This is a genomic window from Halalkalibacillus halophilus DSM 18494, assembly GCF_000423105.1.
In the GTDB taxonomy this organism is placed as follows: Bacteria; Bacillota; Bacilli; order Bacillales; family Alkalibacillaceae; genus Halalkalibacillus; species Halalkalibacillus halophilus.
In genome coordinates, this window is record NZ_AUHI01000009.1 from 21,421 (window position 1) to 40,335 (window position 18,915).

Annotated in this window: 22 protein-coding genes; 14 read left to right on the top strand and 8 right to left on the bottom strand. The window is 37.0% G+C overall.

Annotated features, from left to right (window positions below):
* Window positions 1-10: 10 nt before the first annotated feature.
* Entirely contained in the window at window positions 11-2,062 is a 2,052-nt protein-coding gene (locus G532_RS0106610; protein WP_027964091.1) for a S9 family peptidase, read from the bottom strand.
* Between the two features lie 150 nt (window positions 2,063-2,212).
* Here G532_RS0106610 and G532_RS0106620 point away from each other — a divergent pair, with 150 nt between their 5' ends.
* Entirely contained in the window at window positions 2,213-2,761 is a 549-nt protein-coding gene (locus G532_RS0106620) for a DUF4256 domain-containing protein (RefSeq protein WP_035512685.1), read from the top strand.
* 27 nt (window positions 2,762-2,788) lie between these two features.
* Window positions 2,789-3,058, top strand: coding sequence for a hypothetical protein (locus G532_RS0106625; RefSeq protein WP_027964094.1), 270 nt, complete (start codon window positions 2,789-2,791; stop codon window positions 3,056-3,058).
* 12 nt (window positions 3,059-3,070) lie between these two features.
* On the opposite strand, the gene G532_RS0106630 is transcribed toward G532_RS0106625, so the two are convergent.
* A complete protein-coding gene (locus G532_RS0106630; protein WP_035512687.1) occupies window positions 3,071-3,637 on the bottom strand; it encodes a redoxin domain-containing protein in 567 nt (188 codons plus the stop codon).
* Window positions 3,638-3,793: 156 nt separating this feature from the next.
* Here G532_RS0106630 and G532_RS14900 point away from each other — a divergent pair, with 156 nt between their 5' ends.
* From G532_RS14900 to G532_RS0106650, 4 genes are all read left to right on the top strand, one after another.
* Window positions 3,794-4,084, top strand: coding sequence for a hypothetical protein (locus tag G532_RS14900; RefSeq protein WP_035512690.1), 291 nt, complete (start codon window positions 3,794-3,796; stop codon window positions 4,082-4,084).
* 43 nt (window positions 4,085-4,127) lie between these two features.
* Complete coding sequence (locus tag G532_RS14905; protein WP_035512693.1) at window positions 4,128-4,421, top strand: hypothetical protein; 294 nt, start codon at window positions 4,128-4,130, stop codon at window positions 4,419-4,421.
* Between the two features lie 80 nt (window positions 4,422-4,501).
* Window positions 4,502-5,269, top strand: a complete 768-nt coding sequence (locus G532_RS0106645) for a hypothetical protein (protein ID WP_027964096.1) — start codon at window positions 4,502-4,504, stop codon at window positions 5,267-5,269.
* A gap of 62 nt (window positions 5,270-5,331) precedes the next feature.
* On the top strand, window positions 5,332-5,598 hold the full coding sequence (locus G532_RS0106650; RefSeq protein ID WP_027964097.1) for a DUF6442 family protein: 267 nt from the start codon (window positions 5,332-5,334) through the stop codon (window positions 5,596-5,598).
* A gap of 59 nt (window positions 5,599-5,657) precedes the next feature.
* Here G532_RS0106650 and G532_RS0106655 read toward each other — a convergent pair whose 3' ends face one another.
* Genes G532_RS0106655 through G532_RS16045 form a run of 3 tightly spaced genes read right to left on the bottom strand, consistent with a single transcriptional unit; the run spans window position 5,658 to window position 6,717 of the window.
* Entirely contained in the window at window positions 5,658-6,125 is a 468-nt protein-coding gene (locus tag G532_RS0106655) for a GNAT family N-acetyltransferase (RefSeq protein ID WP_027964098.1), read from the bottom strand.
* 31 nt (window positions 6,126-6,156) lie between these two features.
* Complete coding sequence (locus G532_RS0106660) at window positions 6,157-6,534, bottom strand: VOC family protein (protein ID WP_027964099.1); 378 nt, start codon at window positions 6,532-6,534, stop codon at window positions 6,157-6,159.
* A gap of 15 nt (window positions 6,535-6,549) precedes the next feature.
* Entirely contained in the window at window positions 6,550-6,717 is a 168-nt protein-coding gene (locus tag G532_RS16045) for a hypothetical protein (RefSeq protein ID WP_156882554.1), read from the bottom strand.
* Between the two features lie 144 nt (window positions 6,718-6,861).
* On the opposite strand from G532_RS16045, the gene G532_RS0106670 reads away from it, so the two are divergent.
* From G532_RS0106670 to G532_RS16050, 5 genes are all read left to right on the top strand, one after another.
* Window positions 6,862-7,308 (top strand): GNAT family N-acetyltransferase, encoded by a 447-nt coding sequence (locus G532_RS0106670; protein WP_027964100.1) that lies wholly within the window; start codon window positions 6,862-6,864, stop codon window positions 7,306-7,308.
* A 33-nt stretch (window positions 7,309-7,341) separates the two neighbouring features.
* A complete protein-coding gene (locus tag G532_RS0106675; RefSeq protein WP_027964101.1) occupies window positions 7,342-7,638 on the top strand; it encodes a MazG-like family protein in 297 nt (98 codons plus the stop codon).
* Window positions 7,639-7,664: 26 nt separating this feature from the next.
* The gene (locus G532_RS0106680) at window positions 7,665-8,687 is read left to right on the top strand and encodes a serine hydrolase domain-containing protein (protein ID WP_027964102.1); all 1,023 of its coding nucleotides are present in this window, start codon (window positions 7,665-7,667) and stop codon (window positions 8,685-8,687) included.
* Between the two features lie 119 nt (window positions 8,688-8,806).
* Window positions 8,807-9,556: an SDR family NAD(P)-dependent oxidoreductase gene (locus G532_RS0106685; protein WP_027964103.1), complete on the top strand. Its 750-nt coding sequence runs from the start codon at window positions 8,807-8,809 to the stop codon at window positions 9,554-9,556.
* Window positions 9,557-9,739: 183 nt separating this feature from the next.
* Window positions 9,740-9,916, top strand: a complete 177-nt coding sequence (locus tag G532_RS16050; protein ID WP_156882555.1) for a hypothetical protein — start codon at window positions 9,740-9,742, stop codon at window positions 9,914-9,916.
* Window positions 9,917-10,171: 255 nt separating this feature from the next.
* Here G532_RS16050 and G532_RS0106695 read toward each other — a convergent pair whose 3' ends face one another.
* The 3 genes from G532_RS0106695 to G532_RS0106705 all read right to left on the bottom strand — a co-directional run bounded on the left by G532_RS0106695 (window position 10,172) and on the right by G532_RS0106705 (window position 15,390).
* Window positions 10,172-11,146 (bottom strand): C40 family peptidase, encoded by a 975-nt coding sequence (locus tag G532_RS0106695; protein ID WP_051189090.1) that lies wholly within the window; start codon window positions 11,144-11,146, stop codon window positions 10,172-10,174.
* Window positions 11,147-11,508: 362 nt separating this feature from the next.
* Window positions 11,509-13,329 (bottom strand): coiled-coil domain-containing protein, encoded by a 1,821-nt coding sequence (locus G532_RS0106700; RefSeq protein ID WP_027964105.1) that lies wholly within the window; start codon window positions 13,327-13,329, stop codon window positions 11,509-11,511.
* Window positions 13,330-13,332: 3 nt separating this feature from the next.
* Window positions 13,333-15,390: an efflux RND transporter permease subunit gene (locus G532_RS0106705; RefSeq protein WP_027964106.1), complete on the bottom strand. Its 2,058-nt coding sequence runs from the start codon at window positions 15,388-15,390 to the stop codon at window positions 13,333-13,335.
* 158 nt (window positions 15,391-15,548) lie between these two features.
* Here G532_RS0106705 and G532_RS14910 point away from each other — a divergent pair, with 158 nt between their 5' ends.
* The 3 genes from G532_RS14910 (at window position 15,549) to lexA (ending at window position 18,914) form a co-directional block, all read left to right on the top strand.
* Window positions 15,549-16,118, top strand: a complete 570-nt coding sequence (locus G532_RS14910) for a TetR/AcrR family transcriptional regulator (RefSeq protein WP_035512698.1) — start codon at window positions 15,549-15,551, stop codon at window positions 16,116-16,118.
* Window positions 16,119-16,161: 43 nt separating this feature from the next.
* Window positions 16,162-16,362 (top strand): hypothetical protein, encoded by a 201-nt coding sequence (locus G532_RS0106715; RefSeq protein WP_027964107.1) that lies wholly within the window; start codon window positions 16,162-16,164, stop codon window positions 16,360-16,362.
* 119 nt (window positions 16,363-16,481) lie between these two features.
* Window positions 16,482-18,914, top strand: a complete 2,433-nt coding sequence (lexA, locus tag G532_RS0106720; protein WP_027964108.1) for a transcriptional repressor LexA — start codon at window positions 16,482-16,484, stop codon at window positions 18,912-18,914.
* The last annotated feature ends 1 nt before the right edge of the window (window position 18,915 follow it).

The window sequence follows — 18,915 nt, forward strand, 5'->3', positions numbered from 1 at the left end:
TATGAAAAAATTATTCCACTGTCACACCAATTTTATCTAAAACAAACGCATACGTTTCTGCCGCTTCTTTCAAATGATTGAAGCGACCAGAAGCGCCGTAATGCCCGGCACCCATATTCGTTTTCAATACAATCGTATGGTCATCTGTCTTAAATGTTCGTAGGCGAGCAACCCATTTAGCTGGTTCCCAAAAAGCGACACGGGGATCATTAAGACCAGTGGTGATATATAAATGCGGATAGGCTTTGGCTTCGACATTATCGTAAGGACTATAGGACTTCATATAAAAATAGTCATCCCTCGTACGCGGGTCGCCCCATTCATCCCATTCTAATGTAGTAAGTGGAATTGTTTCATCGAGCATCGTTGTAACGACATCGACAAACGGTACTGCCGGCACAATGACTTTGAACAAATTGCCTGCCATATTAGCAACCGCACCAACCAACATCCCACCAGCACTGCCGCCAACCGCAGCCAATTGACCTGGTGTTGTATACCCTTCATTAATTAAATAATTAGCGACTGCAACAAAGTCAGTAAATGTATTACGCTTTTGCTGCATTTTTCCGTCCTCATACCAATGTCGACCCATCTCAGAGCCACCACGGACTTGAGCAGTCACAAATACAACTCCTTGATTTAACACCGGAAGTCGGTATGGGTTAAAATGAGGGTCTTCCGTGGCACCGTATGATCCGTATCCATCAAGAATCAACGGTGCTGTTCCAGAATCGAGTGCCCCTTCTCGGTAAACCACGGTCATCGGCACACTTACTCCATCGTCAGCTTTTGCCCACCACTGCGCTTGACGGTAATCGGAAGGATCGTAGTCCCCACTGACAGGTGCTACTTGTAGTTGATGCCTTTCACCTGTCTTTAAAGAGATGCTATAAGTTGTTTTCGGAGTAAGTAGCGATTGATAGTGAACGATCACTTCTTCTGCTTCATAGCTTTGTCCAGATTCGACCGAGACGGTGTAGAGAGGCTCATCCCACTCCAATTTAACTAATTCGCCGTCTTTCACATACCAAATTTGCGTTAAACCATTTTCGCGTCCATATAGAAACAAGCTATCACGAAACGGATACATAGCGAGAAGATAACGGTTTTCATTATAAGCAACAACATTTTCACGGAATTGTAAGTTGTCTAAGGGACATCGCAGCAGTTGGAAATTCACCGCGCCTTCATTAGTCAAAATCAGCAAGTCATCTCCCCAGTGCTCCACATCATATTCAATTCCTTTGCGGCGAGCATCAATTAGTTGAATTCCAGATTGAGGATCATGGGCATCAATCATGTGCATTTCAGTCGTGGTTTTTGAACGTGTTTCTACAAAAATAAATTTCCCACTTTGTGATTTGAAAATATGTAACACAAACGTAGTGTCTACTTCTTCGTAAATAAGTTCATCTTGATCAATATTCGTCCCCAATTGATGACGCCATAGACGATAAGGGCGCTGTTGTTCATCAACGGTTACGTAAAAGATATATTGTCCATCATAACTCCACTCCATACTACCAAATAAATAAACGTTCGGAATCGTGTCTGCTAAGTGTTCACCCGTTTCGAGATTTTTAATTTTAAGGGTGTAACGATCGGAACCGTCTCGATTTTCTAAGTATGCAAGCAAACGATGGTCAGCGCTTACCCGTTGAATCGTAACATTTAGATAGTCACTCGTTTCCGCTAACTCGTTCACATCGAGAGTCACTTCTTCAGAAGCATCCGCTAACTGCTCGCGACTTGCCGCTTTTTTACGTGCATGCATAGAATACTGCAGGTCTTTATCAATTCTCGAGTAATAAAAAAAGTTACCATGTTGAACAGGTGCCTCAGATTCAGAGTCAGGAACACGTTCGATCATTCGCTCATAAATTTTATCGGTTTGTGTTTTAAGCGGGGTCATGACCTCGTCAAAATAACGGTTCTCTGCTTCAAGATAATCAATAACGTCCGGATTGTTCCGGTCTCTCATCCAATAATAATCGTCTTCTCGCACATCTCCATGCAAATCATGAGGGTGGGGAATACGTTTTGCAATCGGTGGTTTCATATAAATCTCCTCTCTTTCTACCTATATATTTCGATAAATCATTTGGAAAAACCTTCTTATACAAAAATATTGATAACCAAAAATATGGTAAATATGATAGACTTGGATTACAAAAGGTGGATTTACTCTTAAAAGGAGCTGAACATAAATATGCCATTATCACAGGATGAAAAGTTGAACTTACTGGAAACGCTAGAAGATCGCTTTAATGTCAATCAACATCGCCATGAAAAGGTGGATTGGTTAGATGTTAAAACAATTCTTGAAGGTTCTGAAGAGAAGCTAGTTACGCTATCCAAGATGGAGGCGTCAGGTGGCGAGCCTGATGTTGTAACGTTAAATGGTTCAAAGGAAATTCTATTTATCGACTGTTCTAAAGAAAGTCCAAAAGGGCGTCGAAGTGTATGTTATGACAGAGAGGCTTTAGAATCCCGGAAGAAACATAAGCCAGAGAACAGCGCAGTAGATTTGGCAAATGAAATAGGTATCCAAATATTAGATGAGGAGCAGTATAGTTATCTACAACAAATAGAAGCGTTTGATTTAAAATCATCAAGCTGGATTCAAACTCCGAAACGAATCCGGGACCTAGGTGGCGCCCTATTTTGCGATCGTCGCTATGATACCGTATTTGTGTACCACAATGGGGCGGAGTCCTATTATAGTGCTAGAGGATTTCGGGGAATCCTGCATATTTAAGATTCTCAGATTTTAGGGGGATGCATTATGTTGTTTAACGAAGTATTCATGCACGTTTCATTATTAATTTTAGTGGTCATTGCAGTAGCTCTTGGTTTTATCTTCTTTATGTCTACATTTTTTAAGAACAAAAAACTCTCGTACCTTGTTTTAACTGGTCTTATTTTGGCTTCCATTTCACTGATAGCTAACGGATTTGAAATATCAGTTTTCATGGGAATTGGAGCTGGAATAATCTTTATTGCCTTAGGAATTGGTAGCTACATTACAATTAAAAATAAACAAGAAAGCGTGTAAGGTAGCATAGAATTAGTCTAATCTATTCATTTTATCTACCATTTCTTCAAAGCTTAACGGACCAATATGGGCTGGCATTTGTAAGATTCCTTCTGAGTTAATAAAATAAGTGGTTGGCAATGTCATGATTTGATACTCAGCAGTTACTATTCTTGAGGTGTCCAATAATATTGGAAAATTAACACCGTCAATTTCATTAATAAAGTTACTGATTTGATCTTGGTTTGTTTCTGTGGTAACTGCATATACCTCTACAGGTTCGTCCGAATAGTAATTCATAAACTTCACCATATCTGGCATTTCATCTCTGCATGGTTCACACCAAGTTGCCCAGAAATTAAGCATGATTTTATTCCCTCGCAAATCAGATAGTTTTACTTTATCTCCATTTAAGCTTGTTAACTCAAAATTAGGCACAGCTTCGCCTACTTCCACACCACTTAAGTCAATATCAACGTCATCAGGTAGTACATAGATATGGTCAGAATCAGAAGTGTCCCTATCATCTAATTGTTGAAAGATAAGTAAAATTATTAAAGTCGAAAGTGTTCCGATTGCTATTATAGTCTTAAGTTTCATTTTACAACCACCTCAATATAGAGAACGCTTAATAATAAACAATGAATTTCTACCTCTCATACTTGTTCATTTAAAATAGATGATGACGTACTCATTTTACCAAATAAAAGGATATTTGTGTGAAATATAGAATAGGGTTTATAAAGGGGGAATTTGATGAATCATGGAAACTATGACTCGCAGCGTACGATGGTGGAAGCAGAATCAAGAAAGATGGATGCAGATTACAGAGCCCAGAAAAGCTTTCTTAATGACGAAGATGTTTCATTTGGTGCATGGCTTGGGATTCTACTTTTAATCGCTATTCCATTTATAAATATCATTTTCTTAATCGCACTTGCAACAGGAGAGCGAAATGAGAGCTTGAAGAACTTTGCGAAAGCAGCACTGCTTATTATCGTAGTAGGGTTTATTTTAGCAACTATATACAATATGGTTACATTATAGCTAATTAAATTATCATTTATTAGGAAAAGTAGGAGGCTCCTTATTGTATAAACATAAATCAAACATTCGACAATCGTTAGCATCTGCTGAGTCTAAAAGAATTGAATCCGAACGTAACCATAATGGTAGCGGTGGGTTTCGAATTAACGAACAAGTATCCTTTGGGGGATGGGTTTTTATTCTGTTCCTCCTTGTCATTCCAATTGTAAATATCATTGCGTTAATCGTTCTAGCTGTGGATGAGAAAAATGAAAGCTTGAAAAATTTTGCGAGAGCCATGCTTGTAATGATTTTGATTGGCGGGATGGGTGTATGGTTTTACAATGCTATCGTGTAACAAGCTATAGTGAATAGAAGTTACGTAAAATCAAAAAAATTTCTATTTTACACCATGATAAAAGGAGTTAATACATTTTCATGTTATCCAAATCAAAATTACAGCGCGTTACATCTTACATACTCACTAAACTTGCAGGTTCGGGTTTTCTTTTCTTACTTATAATTATTTTTAGTTTATCTTCTCAGAATTTTGGTTTCTATGAGCTATCTAAAACTTTAGAAGAACCATTCATGTATTTCCTGTTTTACGGTTATGCTATTTTTGCTTCTCTTATAATTGATTTGATTTTAGTAAATGCCCCAAAGGAGTTATATTCTTTCAGAGCTATTTTGTATCCTATTTTTGGATTTCTCTTTTTCCTTGTTCATTCCTTTCATTATTGGGCTTTTTTATTGGGAGCAATAGGGGCTACCATAGCACTTATTTATTGGATGGCTACATATTTTGCTGAAAAATATAGCTTCTTTAAATGGGGATTTTCTATTGGAATTCCTTTGTTTATATTGATAATAATAGTAGTTGATCACACTCAAATTGAAAATCTACAAGAAACGAAGGGTGATCAAAGCTACCATGCGAGTGTCGATTATTTTAATGGAGAGCTTTCTATCCCAATAGATATTGAAGACAGCGAAGCTTTTTTATTTACTTATAAGGTAGAAGCAGAAGCAAATAACCACGGTTTTAGTATTGAATACGATGGCAGCTATATTCCTCCTGTACATAAAATAGAAGAGGATGTGTATAAAGTGGAAACGGAAGAGGATGGAACATATCACTTCGTTTTTACCGGTACTAATTTTGAAGGTGAACTCCTTTTAAAATGGGTCTTAATGGAAGAGTGATACCCCTGAAAAGGGTATAAGGACCATCTGGAACAATGATTAATCAGTAAGGAGGGCACGTCATGGACTACACAGAGGCTTTTGAAACGAAATGGATAAGGTACACGTTCAATATCATGCTCGCAATTCTAATAGTAATAGCATTTTATTTCTTAGACCAAGGTAATGATCAGTTAGGTTTGATTCTAATTTTGATTATTATGATGAAAACTTTTCGTCAAATAGTAAAAGGGGTTAAGGATAAAAAGAAGTATAGTTTGATATTTGAAGTGTTGTTCTTCGCTTTTTGTTTAGTATTCTTAATTTGGGCGGTAATCATAGATTTATAGTTGGTTGATAAATTACACTAGGTTTAGTGAAATTTCTTCTTAGCCTTGTAAGTATCCATTTAATCTTCAAAAGGCACATATTCCATAGGTTCTGAACAATGTTCGTATCCATTTCTACGATAATAATCAATTGACTCGTCACTCGGCCACACGAATACAAACTCATATTGTTGTTGATCAACCCAGCTGTGGATTGCCTGTAAAACCTTACTACCAATACCTTTCTTTCGGTAGGATGGGAGGGTATATGTATTGGTTAGGTAAGCGAATGGACGTGTGACTCTACCTGGTCTTGGGACTTTATGAATTAATTCGATATAAATATGCGAAATAATCACGCCATCTTCTTCAGCTACCCAAATAAACCATGTATCTTGATTAATCGCATGCACTAGAAAAGCGTGACATTCTTTTTCAAACTCTTCATAAGAAGCCTTTCTCTTACTCTCATCATATTCAATCGTAAAATCCCATCTCATTTTAATTAGTTGTTTCAAATCTTTCATTTCAGCAAGTCTGATATTCACATTATCATTTCCTTTCGAGGGTTCATATAGTTTATTTAGAAGTAATTCGTAAAAAATAGCCATCTGGGTCAGCTATTTTAAATCCTCTCATATCCCATGGGTAAGTCTCTACCTCCACTTCAACCGGATAATGATTATCAATACATCTTCTGTAAACTTTTTCTAACTGATCTACGACGATAATCAATTCAAACCCATTTCCTTTCACATTGCTTTTAGCCTTATTGTTAAAATAATGATCGTCCTCCAATACAGCTTCTGAGGTGATTAACAAAGAAAAGCAATCATAATTAAATCGTCCACATTTCTCATTCCTACCTTGCATTTCTAATCCAATGATATTTTCATAGAATGATAATGATTGTTCTATATCTTTAACATACAATTCTACTCTGAACAGCACACTCATAGCTATCTACCCCCTTTAATTACTCTTTTTTTCTACATACTTCAATCGTTTCTTACCGGCATTTCGCAAGTTACGTGATTGTTGATTAGAACTTCCAAACCTTTCGGAAAAAGCATTTACTAGAACGATTAACGTGAAAGCCAATATAAAAAAACCTATTAGCAACCATAGCAAAATATCCAATCCAATCACCCCCATACAAAATGAATTGATTACTTGTTTAAAATTTACAAATGAATTAATTATGATAATCTAAACTTACCAAAGAATTTAGTAACAATTCAAGTAATTGTAAATTATTAAAAAATTGTAAAAGGAAGATGTAGGGTGCAGGTTAGGAAAGCTAAGCATGAAGAGGTCGATCTTCTAAGTGAAATCGCTATGAAATCAAAAGCTTATTGGGGCTATTCTAAAGACTTTCTTCATAAGTGTAATGACGAATTAACTGTCACGAAAGATTCTATAGATCATAACTTTGTTTATGTCATAGAGAAAGATCGTAAACTTATAGGCTTTTATAATCTTTCTATTAATCAAAAAGAGTTGGATGCTCTTTTTATCGCTCCAGATTTCATAGGTAAAGGGGTAGGAAGAGTCTTATGGAGTGACTTAATAGAAAAAGCAAAAGAATCAAATTTGAAAGATTTCACTATAGAAAGTGATCCGGAAGCTGCAGGATTTTATGTAAAAATGGGAGCGGAAAAAATAGGCTATACTAACTCTACCGTATTCCCAGGTCGTTCACTTCCGGTATTTAAAATGAAAATTATCTAGATTTATGAAGTACATAAAAAAGGAGTTATAAAAATGGATCAAATGCTAAAAAGAATAAAAAAACTGTCTGAATTAGAACCAAAAACATTACAAGAAATGTCGTTGAAAATTTCAGAAGAAGCCGGTGAAGTCTCTCAAGCAGTATTATCGTATACGAATGCAAGTGGAAGTATGTATAAACAACTAGAAAGCAGTGATGTGAAGGAAGAATGTATAGATTTGGTTTTAGTATCACTGGCACTATTTTATAAATTAAGCGGTGACGACGTTGAATTGGATCAATTTATAAATAAGAAGCTTGAAAAATGGGAAGACCATATGAATTCATAAATTAATTTAGTTGATGGGGTGGTTTTATGAAACAGAAATTAACGAATCGTATTTCGGAAGTAGCTAATAATATACAATTCTCTGGGACTGTGCTAGTAACGAGAAATGACGATGTAGAGCTTGAAACAAGCTATGGCTATGCAAATCGTTCAGAACAAATCGCAAACAATAATCAGACTCGCTTCGGGATTGCTTCTGGGTGTAAGTTATTTACGGCAATTGCTATTTGTCAGTTAGTTGAAAGTGGGGAAATATCCTTTGAAACGAAACTTAGTGATTGTTTGAAGTTTAACTTTCCACAATTTGATCGATCTATAACTATTCATCATTTGCTAACTCATACATCAGGGATTCCAGATTATTTTGATGAAGAAGAGATGGACGATTTCGAAGAATTGTGGGTAGAGCAACCTATGTATTTACTCAGGAATTTAGAAGACTTCTTACCTTTATTTCAACAGAAAGCAATGAAGTATAAAATGGGGGAACGTTTTCATTATAATAATGCTGGATATATTCTGCTAGGATTAATAGTTGAACATATTAGTGGTATGAAATTTGATGCTTACATCAAGCAACATGTTTTCGGTAAGGCTGCTATGAACTCCTCTGGTTACTTTGAATTTGATGCCTTACCTAAAGATACAGCGATTGGATATATTGATTTTGATGATGGAGATTGGAAAACAAATATCTATTCTCTTCCTGTAAAAGGAGGATCTGATGGTGGCGCCTTCACAAATACACGTGATATGAATCAACTGTGGAACGCATTATTTAACCACAAGCTTTTAAATGAAACATATACAGAAAAACTTTTGACTAAACATACTGAAACCGATGAAGATGATCAATTTTATGGCTATGGTATTTGGATCGAACAGGAGGAAGAGACGATAACTAAATACCATGTGATGGGTTACGATCCTGGTGTTAGTTTCCATTCTGCCTATTATCCTAACCAAGAAAAAATAGTTACCGTATGTTCCAACCAATCAGAAGGTGCGTATGATATTTTTCTAGAAATTGAAAAGAGTAATGTGGAATAGCTCTACCTAATTCAAGTACAGACATAAAAGTTTCACGGAAATCTTTAAAAACGGTTTTAAAATTTCTTATAAAAAGGAATAACAAGAGTAGACTTTAAATTATAAGGAGGTCTACTAATATGAGTAAAGTAGCAATTATTACAGGTGCAGGAAGTGGCTTAGGACAGTCTACCGCAAAAAAACTTGCGGAAAAAGGTGTCCATATAGTCGTTGTCGATATTGATGAAGAGGGTGGACAGGAAACGGTTAATTTAGTGAAGCAAGCAGGTGCAGATGCATTCTTTGTTAAAGCTGATGTTTCCAAAGCTGATGAGGTGAAGAATTACGTTGATCAGACGGTTGAGAAGTATGGAACGATTGACTATTTCTTTAATAACGCAGGAATTTCCGGAAGCGGTAAAATGTTTTTAGAAACTGATGTAGATGAAATTAATAAAATCGTTGAAATTAATATGCTAGGTGCACTTTACGGAATGCAGTACGTTGCTGATGTGATGGTGAAAAATGGTGGTGGAGCGATTGTTAATATGGCATCCAGTGCAGGTGTAATGGGACAAGCAACCGTTGTAACTTATTCAGCTACAAAACATGGCGTTGTCGGTATGACAAAAAGCATGGTTGCAGAGTATGCGAAAGACGGGCTGCGTGTAAATGCGATTGCACCTGGGCCAACAGAGACTCCAATGGTTAAGAAATATTTTGAGGATAATCCAGAAATGAAAGAGAGTTCTGAACAAGGAATCCCTCAGAAACGATTAGGAACACCGGAAGAAGTGGCTGAACTGGTTACGTTCTTACTCACATCAGATGCTCACTATATCAATGGCGATGTCATTCGCATTGATGGTGGATTTACGAGTACGAAATAGAAAATGTATCTAAGAATTAAATGAAATAAGTAGCTTAGTAAAAGGGACAATACGTCTCTTATACTAAGCTACTTTTTGTTTGGTTACATTTTTAAATCATGTTTTTCTTCTAGGAATATTTTGTTATAATCTACCTAATTATTGGATTTACCTAGAAAAATGCAACAAACTAGAGGTGAGAGAATGGAACAAAGAGAAGCCTTTGAAACAAAAGGGGCTCAGTACATATATAAAGCAATTATCGTAATTTTTGTATTGGTTGGAGCTTATTTTGTAGGGCAAGACACACTTCATTCAGATACGTATGTAACTATTGTTGCTATATTAATTATAATGTTGATTATAATTAAACGTTTGTAAAAATCGATTAAAAATCGTGAAAAGGATAATATTATATCCAGTATATTATTTTTGCTGGTAGGTGTTTGGTTTATTTATACCTTTTTAGTATTAATCTTTGAATATTAGTTCTCTGAAATTATGCAAATAAGGAAGTAAGATAGCAGTTAATAATCCCTAAATAAAAAAACACCCCAAAAGCTTAAGTCTAACTTGAACTCTACTTTTGGGGTGTTTCATTACTATTCAATTTTTCTATTCAGTTGTAAGTTCTTTTTAGTATGATTTAGCGCCTAAGTACTTAGGTGCCCAATAAGAGTTATTCATATCACCGATCGTAACTCCATTGGAACCAGCATGAACGAATTCACCATTACCTAAGTAAATTCCCGCATGAGATGGACCTGCAGTGTATGTTTCGAAAAATACAATGTCTCCGCGTGAAGGAGTTCCTGCATCATTTCCTCCAGCCCAGATTCCGCTCACGGTACGAGGAAGGTCGATTCCTTCTTGGTTAAATACATAATTTAAAAATCCGCTACAATCAAATCCAGCAGGTGAAGTTCCACCCCATGCATATGGCGCACCGATATGCTGCATTGCTTCATCAATTAATGATTCTGCGCTAGATGTTGTTGTTTCGTCCGGAGAAGAGTTGTCTGGTTGTGAAGAGGATTCATCTGCATCTTCATTCACGGTTAAACTCTGTCCGACTATAATCAAATTACTAGAAAGGTTGTTTAACGTTTTCAAACTAGAAACGGTAGTGCCATAATCACTAGCTAATTGGGAAAGTGTATCTCCTGATTGAACTGTGTGAGTACTAGTTTGTATGTCGGTATTTTCTTCTTCAACGTTTGAATCGTTGCTACCATTACCGCTTAATGTAAGTGATTGACCTGGATAGATTAAATGATTAGATAAATCATTTAATGACATAATACTAGATACTGATGTGTTATTGTCACTTGCAATTCCAGAAAGCGTGTCTCCTGATTGCACGGTATGTACTGCTGCGTCTGAATTTGTATTGGAAGTTGAATTATTGCTAGTAGACCCTTCGCTTACTGTAATGGTTTGTCCAGGATGAATAATGTTACTAGATAGGTTATTAAATGATTTTAACTCCTGAACGGATGCATCGAAATCTTGAGAAATCTTCCATAAGCTATCGCCTGATTCAACTGTGTAAGACTCATCTGCATGAGCGTATGTTTGACCTGCGACAACTAATCCTGTTGTAAGTGCCAATGTTGTAATTGTCTTTTTAATGATGACGCCCTCCTTGTATTTATACAATGTGTTTTGTGCGATAAATGAATTCTATAAGAGAATAGTAGATATGAAAAGGGCCTATTTTATGCGAAAAAATTCAAAAAATCCCGCAGCCATGGTATGCCATAGGTTGCGGGATGACTTGCGACCATTTAATCATTTTGAGGGTATAAGTCATTCGCCCTGCGTAGTATGACGTTCTGTTACGTAATTGAAATGTTCTTGTAATCTAGTTAGCTAATTTTATAATGTGCAACCTCAATCTTACAAAAGGAGCTCTAAATTAGCTCATTCATAAAAACACCCATTCCACATTAGAACGGGTGTACATAAGCAATCTATCTAAATAAACTTAAAAATCGATCCCAAATACTTTCATCATCATCTTCAACTTCGTCATCTTCATCATCCTCATCATGAGTGATTTTTTCCGTTTGGATGACGAATTGAACAGTACGAATTTTTTCGTTGTCTTCCGAAGTAAAGGAAACGGGTTCAAAATCGGAATGGTCAAATTCGTCCATCATTTCGTCGATTTCTGACTGCATTTGTTCTGGTAAATCACTTGTTTCTGAAGCTAATTCACCTGTGCCATCTTCCAGTTCGTTTACTCCAATCATAAATTCGTGAACGCCATCTGCCAAATCGCCAACCCCATTATGAAGTTCATCATAGGAGTAAGCCAATTGATTTACACCATCCGTATAATCAATTAATCCAGCATGAAATCCGGCATATTCATCTGTTAAACTAGCTATTCCAGATTGTAATTCACCTAAACCTCCGCCATCCATTTGTTCCATGTTGTTATTTAATTCATTTGCCATTCTATCTAAATTATAAGCAATGTTTTCAATGGAGTCGTTCATTTCATTTAAAGTTGGTTCGACAGCAGTAAAGGCATCACGAACTGCATAGTAAGTGCCACGAGCGTTTAAACTAGCTTCATAGGATGCAACTAGCTGATCTAAGACGTCCGCATCTGCTTCTGTATTGTAAAGTGCTTGAATCTCTTCTTCACTTATTTCATTATTTGGAATGGTAGCCATTGTTTCGTCAAGTGCTCCAAAAGCTTCTTGATAGTTTATCCGTAACGTTTCTAGTCCATCAGCTACTCCATATAATCCTCCACTCATTTCTCGAAGGCCATCTTCTAATTCTCTCAGTTCACTTAGGTCCGTATCACCTGTTTCAGCTAGATTTTGATTGATTTGTTGAAGTGCTGTTTGAATAGATTGAGAACCAGAAACAAGGTCACTTGAGCTACCTTCCAGTTCATACGCACCGTTTAAGAAAGCAGCAGATCCATCTTGTAATTCAACCACACCATCATTCAATTCACTAATCCCACCTTGAAGATCGCTTACGCCGTCATGAACATCCGCTATACCATCAGATAACGAGCCGAGTTCATCGACCATCTCATCCGTTTCCGGCGAATCGACAGACATATTATTTGGAATGGCTGAAATTTCAAAGCCTCCAAATTCGAAATCTGTCGCATTTGCTTCCACCGAAAAGTCCCCATCTTCTTCAGGCAAAACGGTAAAAGTAACTTGTTGATCTTGACCCGCACTAGCGACAGTCCCATCTGCAGCTTCCACTTGACGAAAAATATCTGACTCTAGCGTCATAGATATTTGTAAGAGATAATTTTCGTAGAAAGGAAGAGTGTCTTCTTCAAGACCTTCTGTTTCAATTGCGATTGTCACCTGTCCGTCTTGACCAAGCATCTCTTCCGGTTCCATTTCTTCACCATCTAAAAAGTAATTAATATTAAATGACCACGGCAAGGCTTGCTCATCAACATCCCCTTGGTAATAGAACGGTTCAGAATCGGTAGCAGTGAACGTTACCTGTCCGTCATCATTTTCCATATCTTCTAGATTGGTTAAGTTATGCACCTCAGCGTAAGTACCACTATCAGTGAGTTGGCCAGGTTCTGTAACATCGAATTGATTGATTACATATAGAGATTGCTGCGTTCCAGAAGCGGATAAATTGGAATATATCACTTCATGCTTCGCCTCATAACTACCTTCTGAATCCGTATCCTCCTGCTCGGTATCTTCTGTATCAGCAACACTCGCAGGGCCTGCTGTCGTGGTAAACACCAATAACCCAATTAATCCAAAGCTAATTAACCGTTTAAATGTCATTTATCATTTCTCCTTGTGAAAATTTGATTTCCATGTGGTTTTACCAATTAATTTATCGAATACAAGTAATAGTGCCGGTAGTAAAAAGACCACCATAATAAAGGCTAACAGTGCCCCGCGTCCTAATAATAAACCGACCGAGCCGACAATTGGATTCGATGAGGTAATCCATAGAATGAACCCGACACTTGATAAAATCGATGCGGAAACAAATATGGCAAAGATTTTTTCATTAATTGTTTTCACAATAGCTTCTCTTGCGGACATCGATTGTCTATATTTCATATAGTTCTCCGTGAATAAAATACCATAGTCGACAGTGGCTGCTAATTGCACGGTGCTGACGACAAGATAACCGACGAACACAAGTGTAGAGTCCATAAAGTATGGTACAGACAAGTTAAACCATACCGCAGACTGAATCGTGATTAATAGAATGACAGGCATTAAAAGAGAGCGGAAAGTTACAAACAATACCATGGCAATCCCAATTACCGTTAACCAATTGACCACAGTGTTATCGCGCTCTACAGTGTCTTTAATGTCAAAGAGTGTGACACTTTCACCAAGTACTGCAGTTTCTTCCCCGTAAAATTGTTCTGATGTATCTCTAACCTCTTCCACAAGAGAGAATGCACGGTCGCCTTCACTGCCCGTATTGGTGTAAAGCGTAATTCTTGCAAATTCCTCACTGTAAAAAGCAGAAGTTTGTTCTTCTCCTAAATAACCTGGTGGGATCGCTGTGTCGACCATGTTTACATAGGCGATTGCACTTGAAACATCATTTAAGGATTCTAGTTCTTCCACTAATGCCTCTTCATTGGCAACATCACCTCGAGGTACAAGTACCACCATGGGGGTGTTCTGCCCAAAGGTTTCATCAATTAAAGCTTCATCTCCACCGAGACGAGAATCTTCCGGTTGATCTCCCATCCCGTAAATAAAGGAAGTTTGACCTTGCCCTAAGAAAGCAGGAACAAGCAATAATCCCACTATGATTAATGCTGGAATTCGGAACTTCAGCACGTTAGGCCCTAACTTCTTGAAAGAAGGCATGAATGGACGGTGCTGTGTTTTATCAATCCATTTATAAAACATCAATGTCAGTGCAGGTAAAAAGATAATGACGCTGATATAACTAAATACAATTCCTTTTACGAGATTGAATCCTAAATCAGCACCTATCTCGAAATTCATAAACGTAAGTGCGATAAATCCGAAAAAGGTAGTAGTCGCACTAGCAGTAATTGCCGGAAAAGACCGTTTCATCGCAAGTTTCATCGCCTCTGTTGGATCTGCTACACGCCTTCTATATTCGGCAAAACTATGTAGCAAGAAAATCGCATAATCGAGAGAAACGGCGAGCTGCAGAATCGGTGCCACCGACTGCGTTACGAAAGAAATTTCTCCAGTGAAAATATTTGTTCCTAAATTAATAACTACCGAAACACCAATTGCAGTTAAGAAAAAGACAGGTTCCACCCATGAATTAGTAGAAAAGATTAAAATGATAATAATAATCGGAACTAACAGCATGGCAGCATACATGGATTCAGAACTCGCCATTCGTTGAGACTCTGCCGTTTCTGCAACTTCACCACCAACTGCATTGTCTTCCCCAATCAGTTCGTATATTTCATCCGTTGCGGATACCTCATAACCTTCCTCAATAAAAGCGGTGATCAAGGCATCCTTCTCTGAGTAATATTGATCAAGAAGATCATCATCCATCATGGCAATAGGAGTTTTTAAGTCAGCAGTATCATCTAACCATGTAACACTCGTGACACCTTCCACCGCAGCGATATTTTGTTTATAATCCAAAGCTTCTGGGACCGAAACGTCTTGGATAAGAATTTGCGTGTTCTCAACTGGTTCATCAAATGATTCCTCCATAAGATCGACAGCTTCCATCGAAGGGGAATCGTCTGGTAAATAATCCATCATATTGTGATTGACAGATACGAACAACGTCGCAACGGAACTTATCAAAGCTACAAGGATAAATATCCAAACGACAGGTTTTTTATGTTTAATAATTTTATCTGTAAATGAACTCATACTCCATCTCCTACTTGCAAAATAAAAGGGTACACTTTAGCATTATATGGACACAGTGTTGGATATTCAACAAACAGTATAATTGATTTTGTACGTTGCCCAACATTTTATAATCATATGTTGGTTATCCACAGAATTGTCATAAAGGAGACAGTCTTATGAGTGAAAAATTGGATCGCCGAAAGAAGTACACAAGGATGATATTAAAAGAAACATTAATTGAATTACTATACAAGAAGTCGATTTCATCCATTACAGTAAAAGAGCTATGTGAACAAGCAGACATTAATCGATCTACCTTTTATACACACTACCAAGATCACTATGACCTATTAAATAAAATAGAAGATGAGCTTGCGAATGATCTAAGTAGTTACCTGCAACGTTATAACTTTTCAGAGCAAGAGGAATCGGTGAAGATGACGCAAAAACTAGTAGAATATGTACAAGAAAACCAGAAGATATTTAATACGTTATTAAATCATAATGCAGACCCAGCCTTCGAAAAACGCATGAGTGATATTGCGCGCCAATTCTTAATGTCTAACTGGGAGAAAGTGAATCACACGAATAGCGCCCAATCGAGCTATTTAAGTACATTTACAATAAGTGGCGCAATCCATGTAATTAAAGAATGGCTAGAAAATGATCAAAAAGAACCTCCAAGTGAGTTGGCGGAATTAATTTATCGTCTTTCCACAGGAGCACTTTATACTCAAGAGAAGTAATTAGCTTTGTTATGGTAAACTTATAAAAAAAGGAGAGATTTTGATGGAAGCGAATAGAAAATGGATGGCACTTCCAAAGGACATTAGAAACAGATTGAAAGATAACGTGTTTTGTGGTAATTGTTCAGGAGCAACGACGATTGTTAACTTTATTGTGGAAGAAAATGAAGCGGGGATTATACTTCAGGGTGAGTGTAAACATTGTGGTAAGCGTGTTGCTCGGGTGGTTGAAATGGATTCCTAGCATGCAAATTGTTCCTTAATATTCCTTATTCTTACCCCAACACATTGCGCTCTGTGTAGAAAACCCTTAAAATGTAAATAACTGAAGACGACAAGAATTTACAGATTGGGGTGACAGGGATGAAGTTAAATGTAGAACAACGTAAAATTGTGGAATTGGAGCCTAATGGCCATATGATGGTGAAAGGCGTTGCGGGTTCTGGAAAAACGACTGTTTCAATAAGAAGAATCCCATTTTTACATCAAAATTACTGTCATGAAAACGATGACCGAATTTTACTCGTTACATATAATAAAACGCTTTTAAGTTATATCAAACATCAATATGAAAAGCTTCAAGAAGAGGAACAGGACCTATTAGAAAATTTGTTTCAAACAAATGCAGAAGTACAAATCTCAACTATCGATAAATTAATGTTTTATTATTTTATGAAATACCAAAAACGCCACCAATCGAATTTGGAACTGGCCTCACAGACACAAGAACGCCAAGTGCTAAACAGAGTGATTCATTATTTGAAAGAACAATACCAAGATATTAAAATTATCTCTCCTAAATATACCAACTTCTTACTAGATGAAGTAAGCTGGATCAATGCATGTCAGATAGAAACAGAAGAGGAATACCAGACGATTGATCGTGTGGGACGCGCAACTGGTGGCGAAAATTCCCCACAAAAACTATTGAAAAATTCAACGGTTCGTGCGGCAATATTTCATTTAATGGATGTATTTAATCAAGCGCTTGCAAAAGAAGGCTTCATTACTTTCAAAAAAGCGAACCTCTTAGCTTTAAAAGAAGCCCAACAAGTTAATCATGGGAAGTTCACACATATTATTATAGATGAAAGCCAGGATCTCACGAAGGTTCAACTAGAATTTTTAAAACATGTCTATCAAGGAAAAACTCATTCTTCGATTATGTTTGTGGCAGATAATACGCAAAGTATATACTCCCAGTCATGGTTAGGGAAAGGGAGACCATATACCTCTATCGGCTATGATATGAGTGGGAAATCTCGTACATTAAGTAAAAATTACCGGACAACGACGGAAATTTCAGAAGCGGCTTATCAATTGATTGAACATGACGAAACCATTCAATCAAATGTGGATTTCGTTAAGCCTTCTTTGATTGACCGTTCTGGACCGAAACCAATCTACCGTTTTTTCTTAAAATCAGAAGATCAAATGAACTATTACGTACAAGAAATTAAATCGTTGCAAGCAGATTATCGTTTATCTGATATATGTATTGTGGCTAGAGAAAAACGATCACTAGAAGATCTTAGTTTAGGACTAAATCGAGCTGGAATTGCTAATGAAGAGTTGAATACGAGCAATCCAAATTTCGATTCGGAAAAAGTGAAACTAGTGACCATGCATTCTATTAAGGGGTTAGAGTTTAAAGTTATCTTGCTTGTTGATTTGAATGATGGCATTCTTCCTAATGATCAGTTATATGACTTTGATGAAGAGAAAACAATGGATACGGAAGAAAGAAAGCTGTTATATGTTGGAATGACCCGTGCCAATGAGTTGTTATATATGTCATCTGTACGAAAACCATCAAAATTTATTAAGGATTTGGATTTTGATCACTTGCGCATGCAACGTGATTCGAAGATGAAGCCGTTTCAATCGATCGCTTTAAATGATTACATGAAGAAGGATGCAATTTTTGATCTTAATTCGAAAGAAGAAGCAGTAAGACAGTGGTTAACCAAACAACTTATCGCTACGTATGGGTATACAACGGATTTAATAGATTTTGAGTACCCTGTGCAACAATTTTCTAAGCGAGGGTATGTTGATGTAGTAGTTAGTATTTTTCATAATGGTGAAAAAGTGCCGTATATTTTTGCAGAAGTGAAACGTTTCGGTGATGGGATAGAAGAAGCGACGGAGCAATTAAAATCATATATGAACACAAATGACACAGTGAGGTATGGAGTAATTACAGATGGAATTGATCTACTTGTTACTGATCGTGATGACATCGTAAACGACATACCACCTTGCCAACCACATTTTTTACCAGAGACAAAATATAAGCAAACCTATATGAACATTAAAACGCAGCGAGCATATCAATACTTGACTGAAATCAATGATCCAAATCATGTAGAAATCAAGGATACGGAAGCAGAGATGACAATGGATTATAATGAATATTTATCTGTTCCAGTAGTTGGGAATGTGGCAGCGGGTATTCCATCAGAAGCAATCGAAGCCTTGGATCATATGATTGAGTTACCCAAAGATTGGACAGTTTCTGAACAAGATACATTTGCATTAACAGTTACAGGCGATAGCATGGTGAATGCCGGTATCGACCGTGGAGATACGGTGATAGTTAATCGGCAAAACACAGCCGAAAACCATGACATTGTTATCGCAGTCATTGATCAAGAAGCAACCATGAAACGATTAATGTTAATGGGTGGGTCAGTCTTACTTATTCCTGAAAATAGTGAATATGAGCCCATACACATGAATCATGAAGATGTCATGATCAATGGAAAGGTTATTGGCGTGTTGAAAAAGAGGTAAT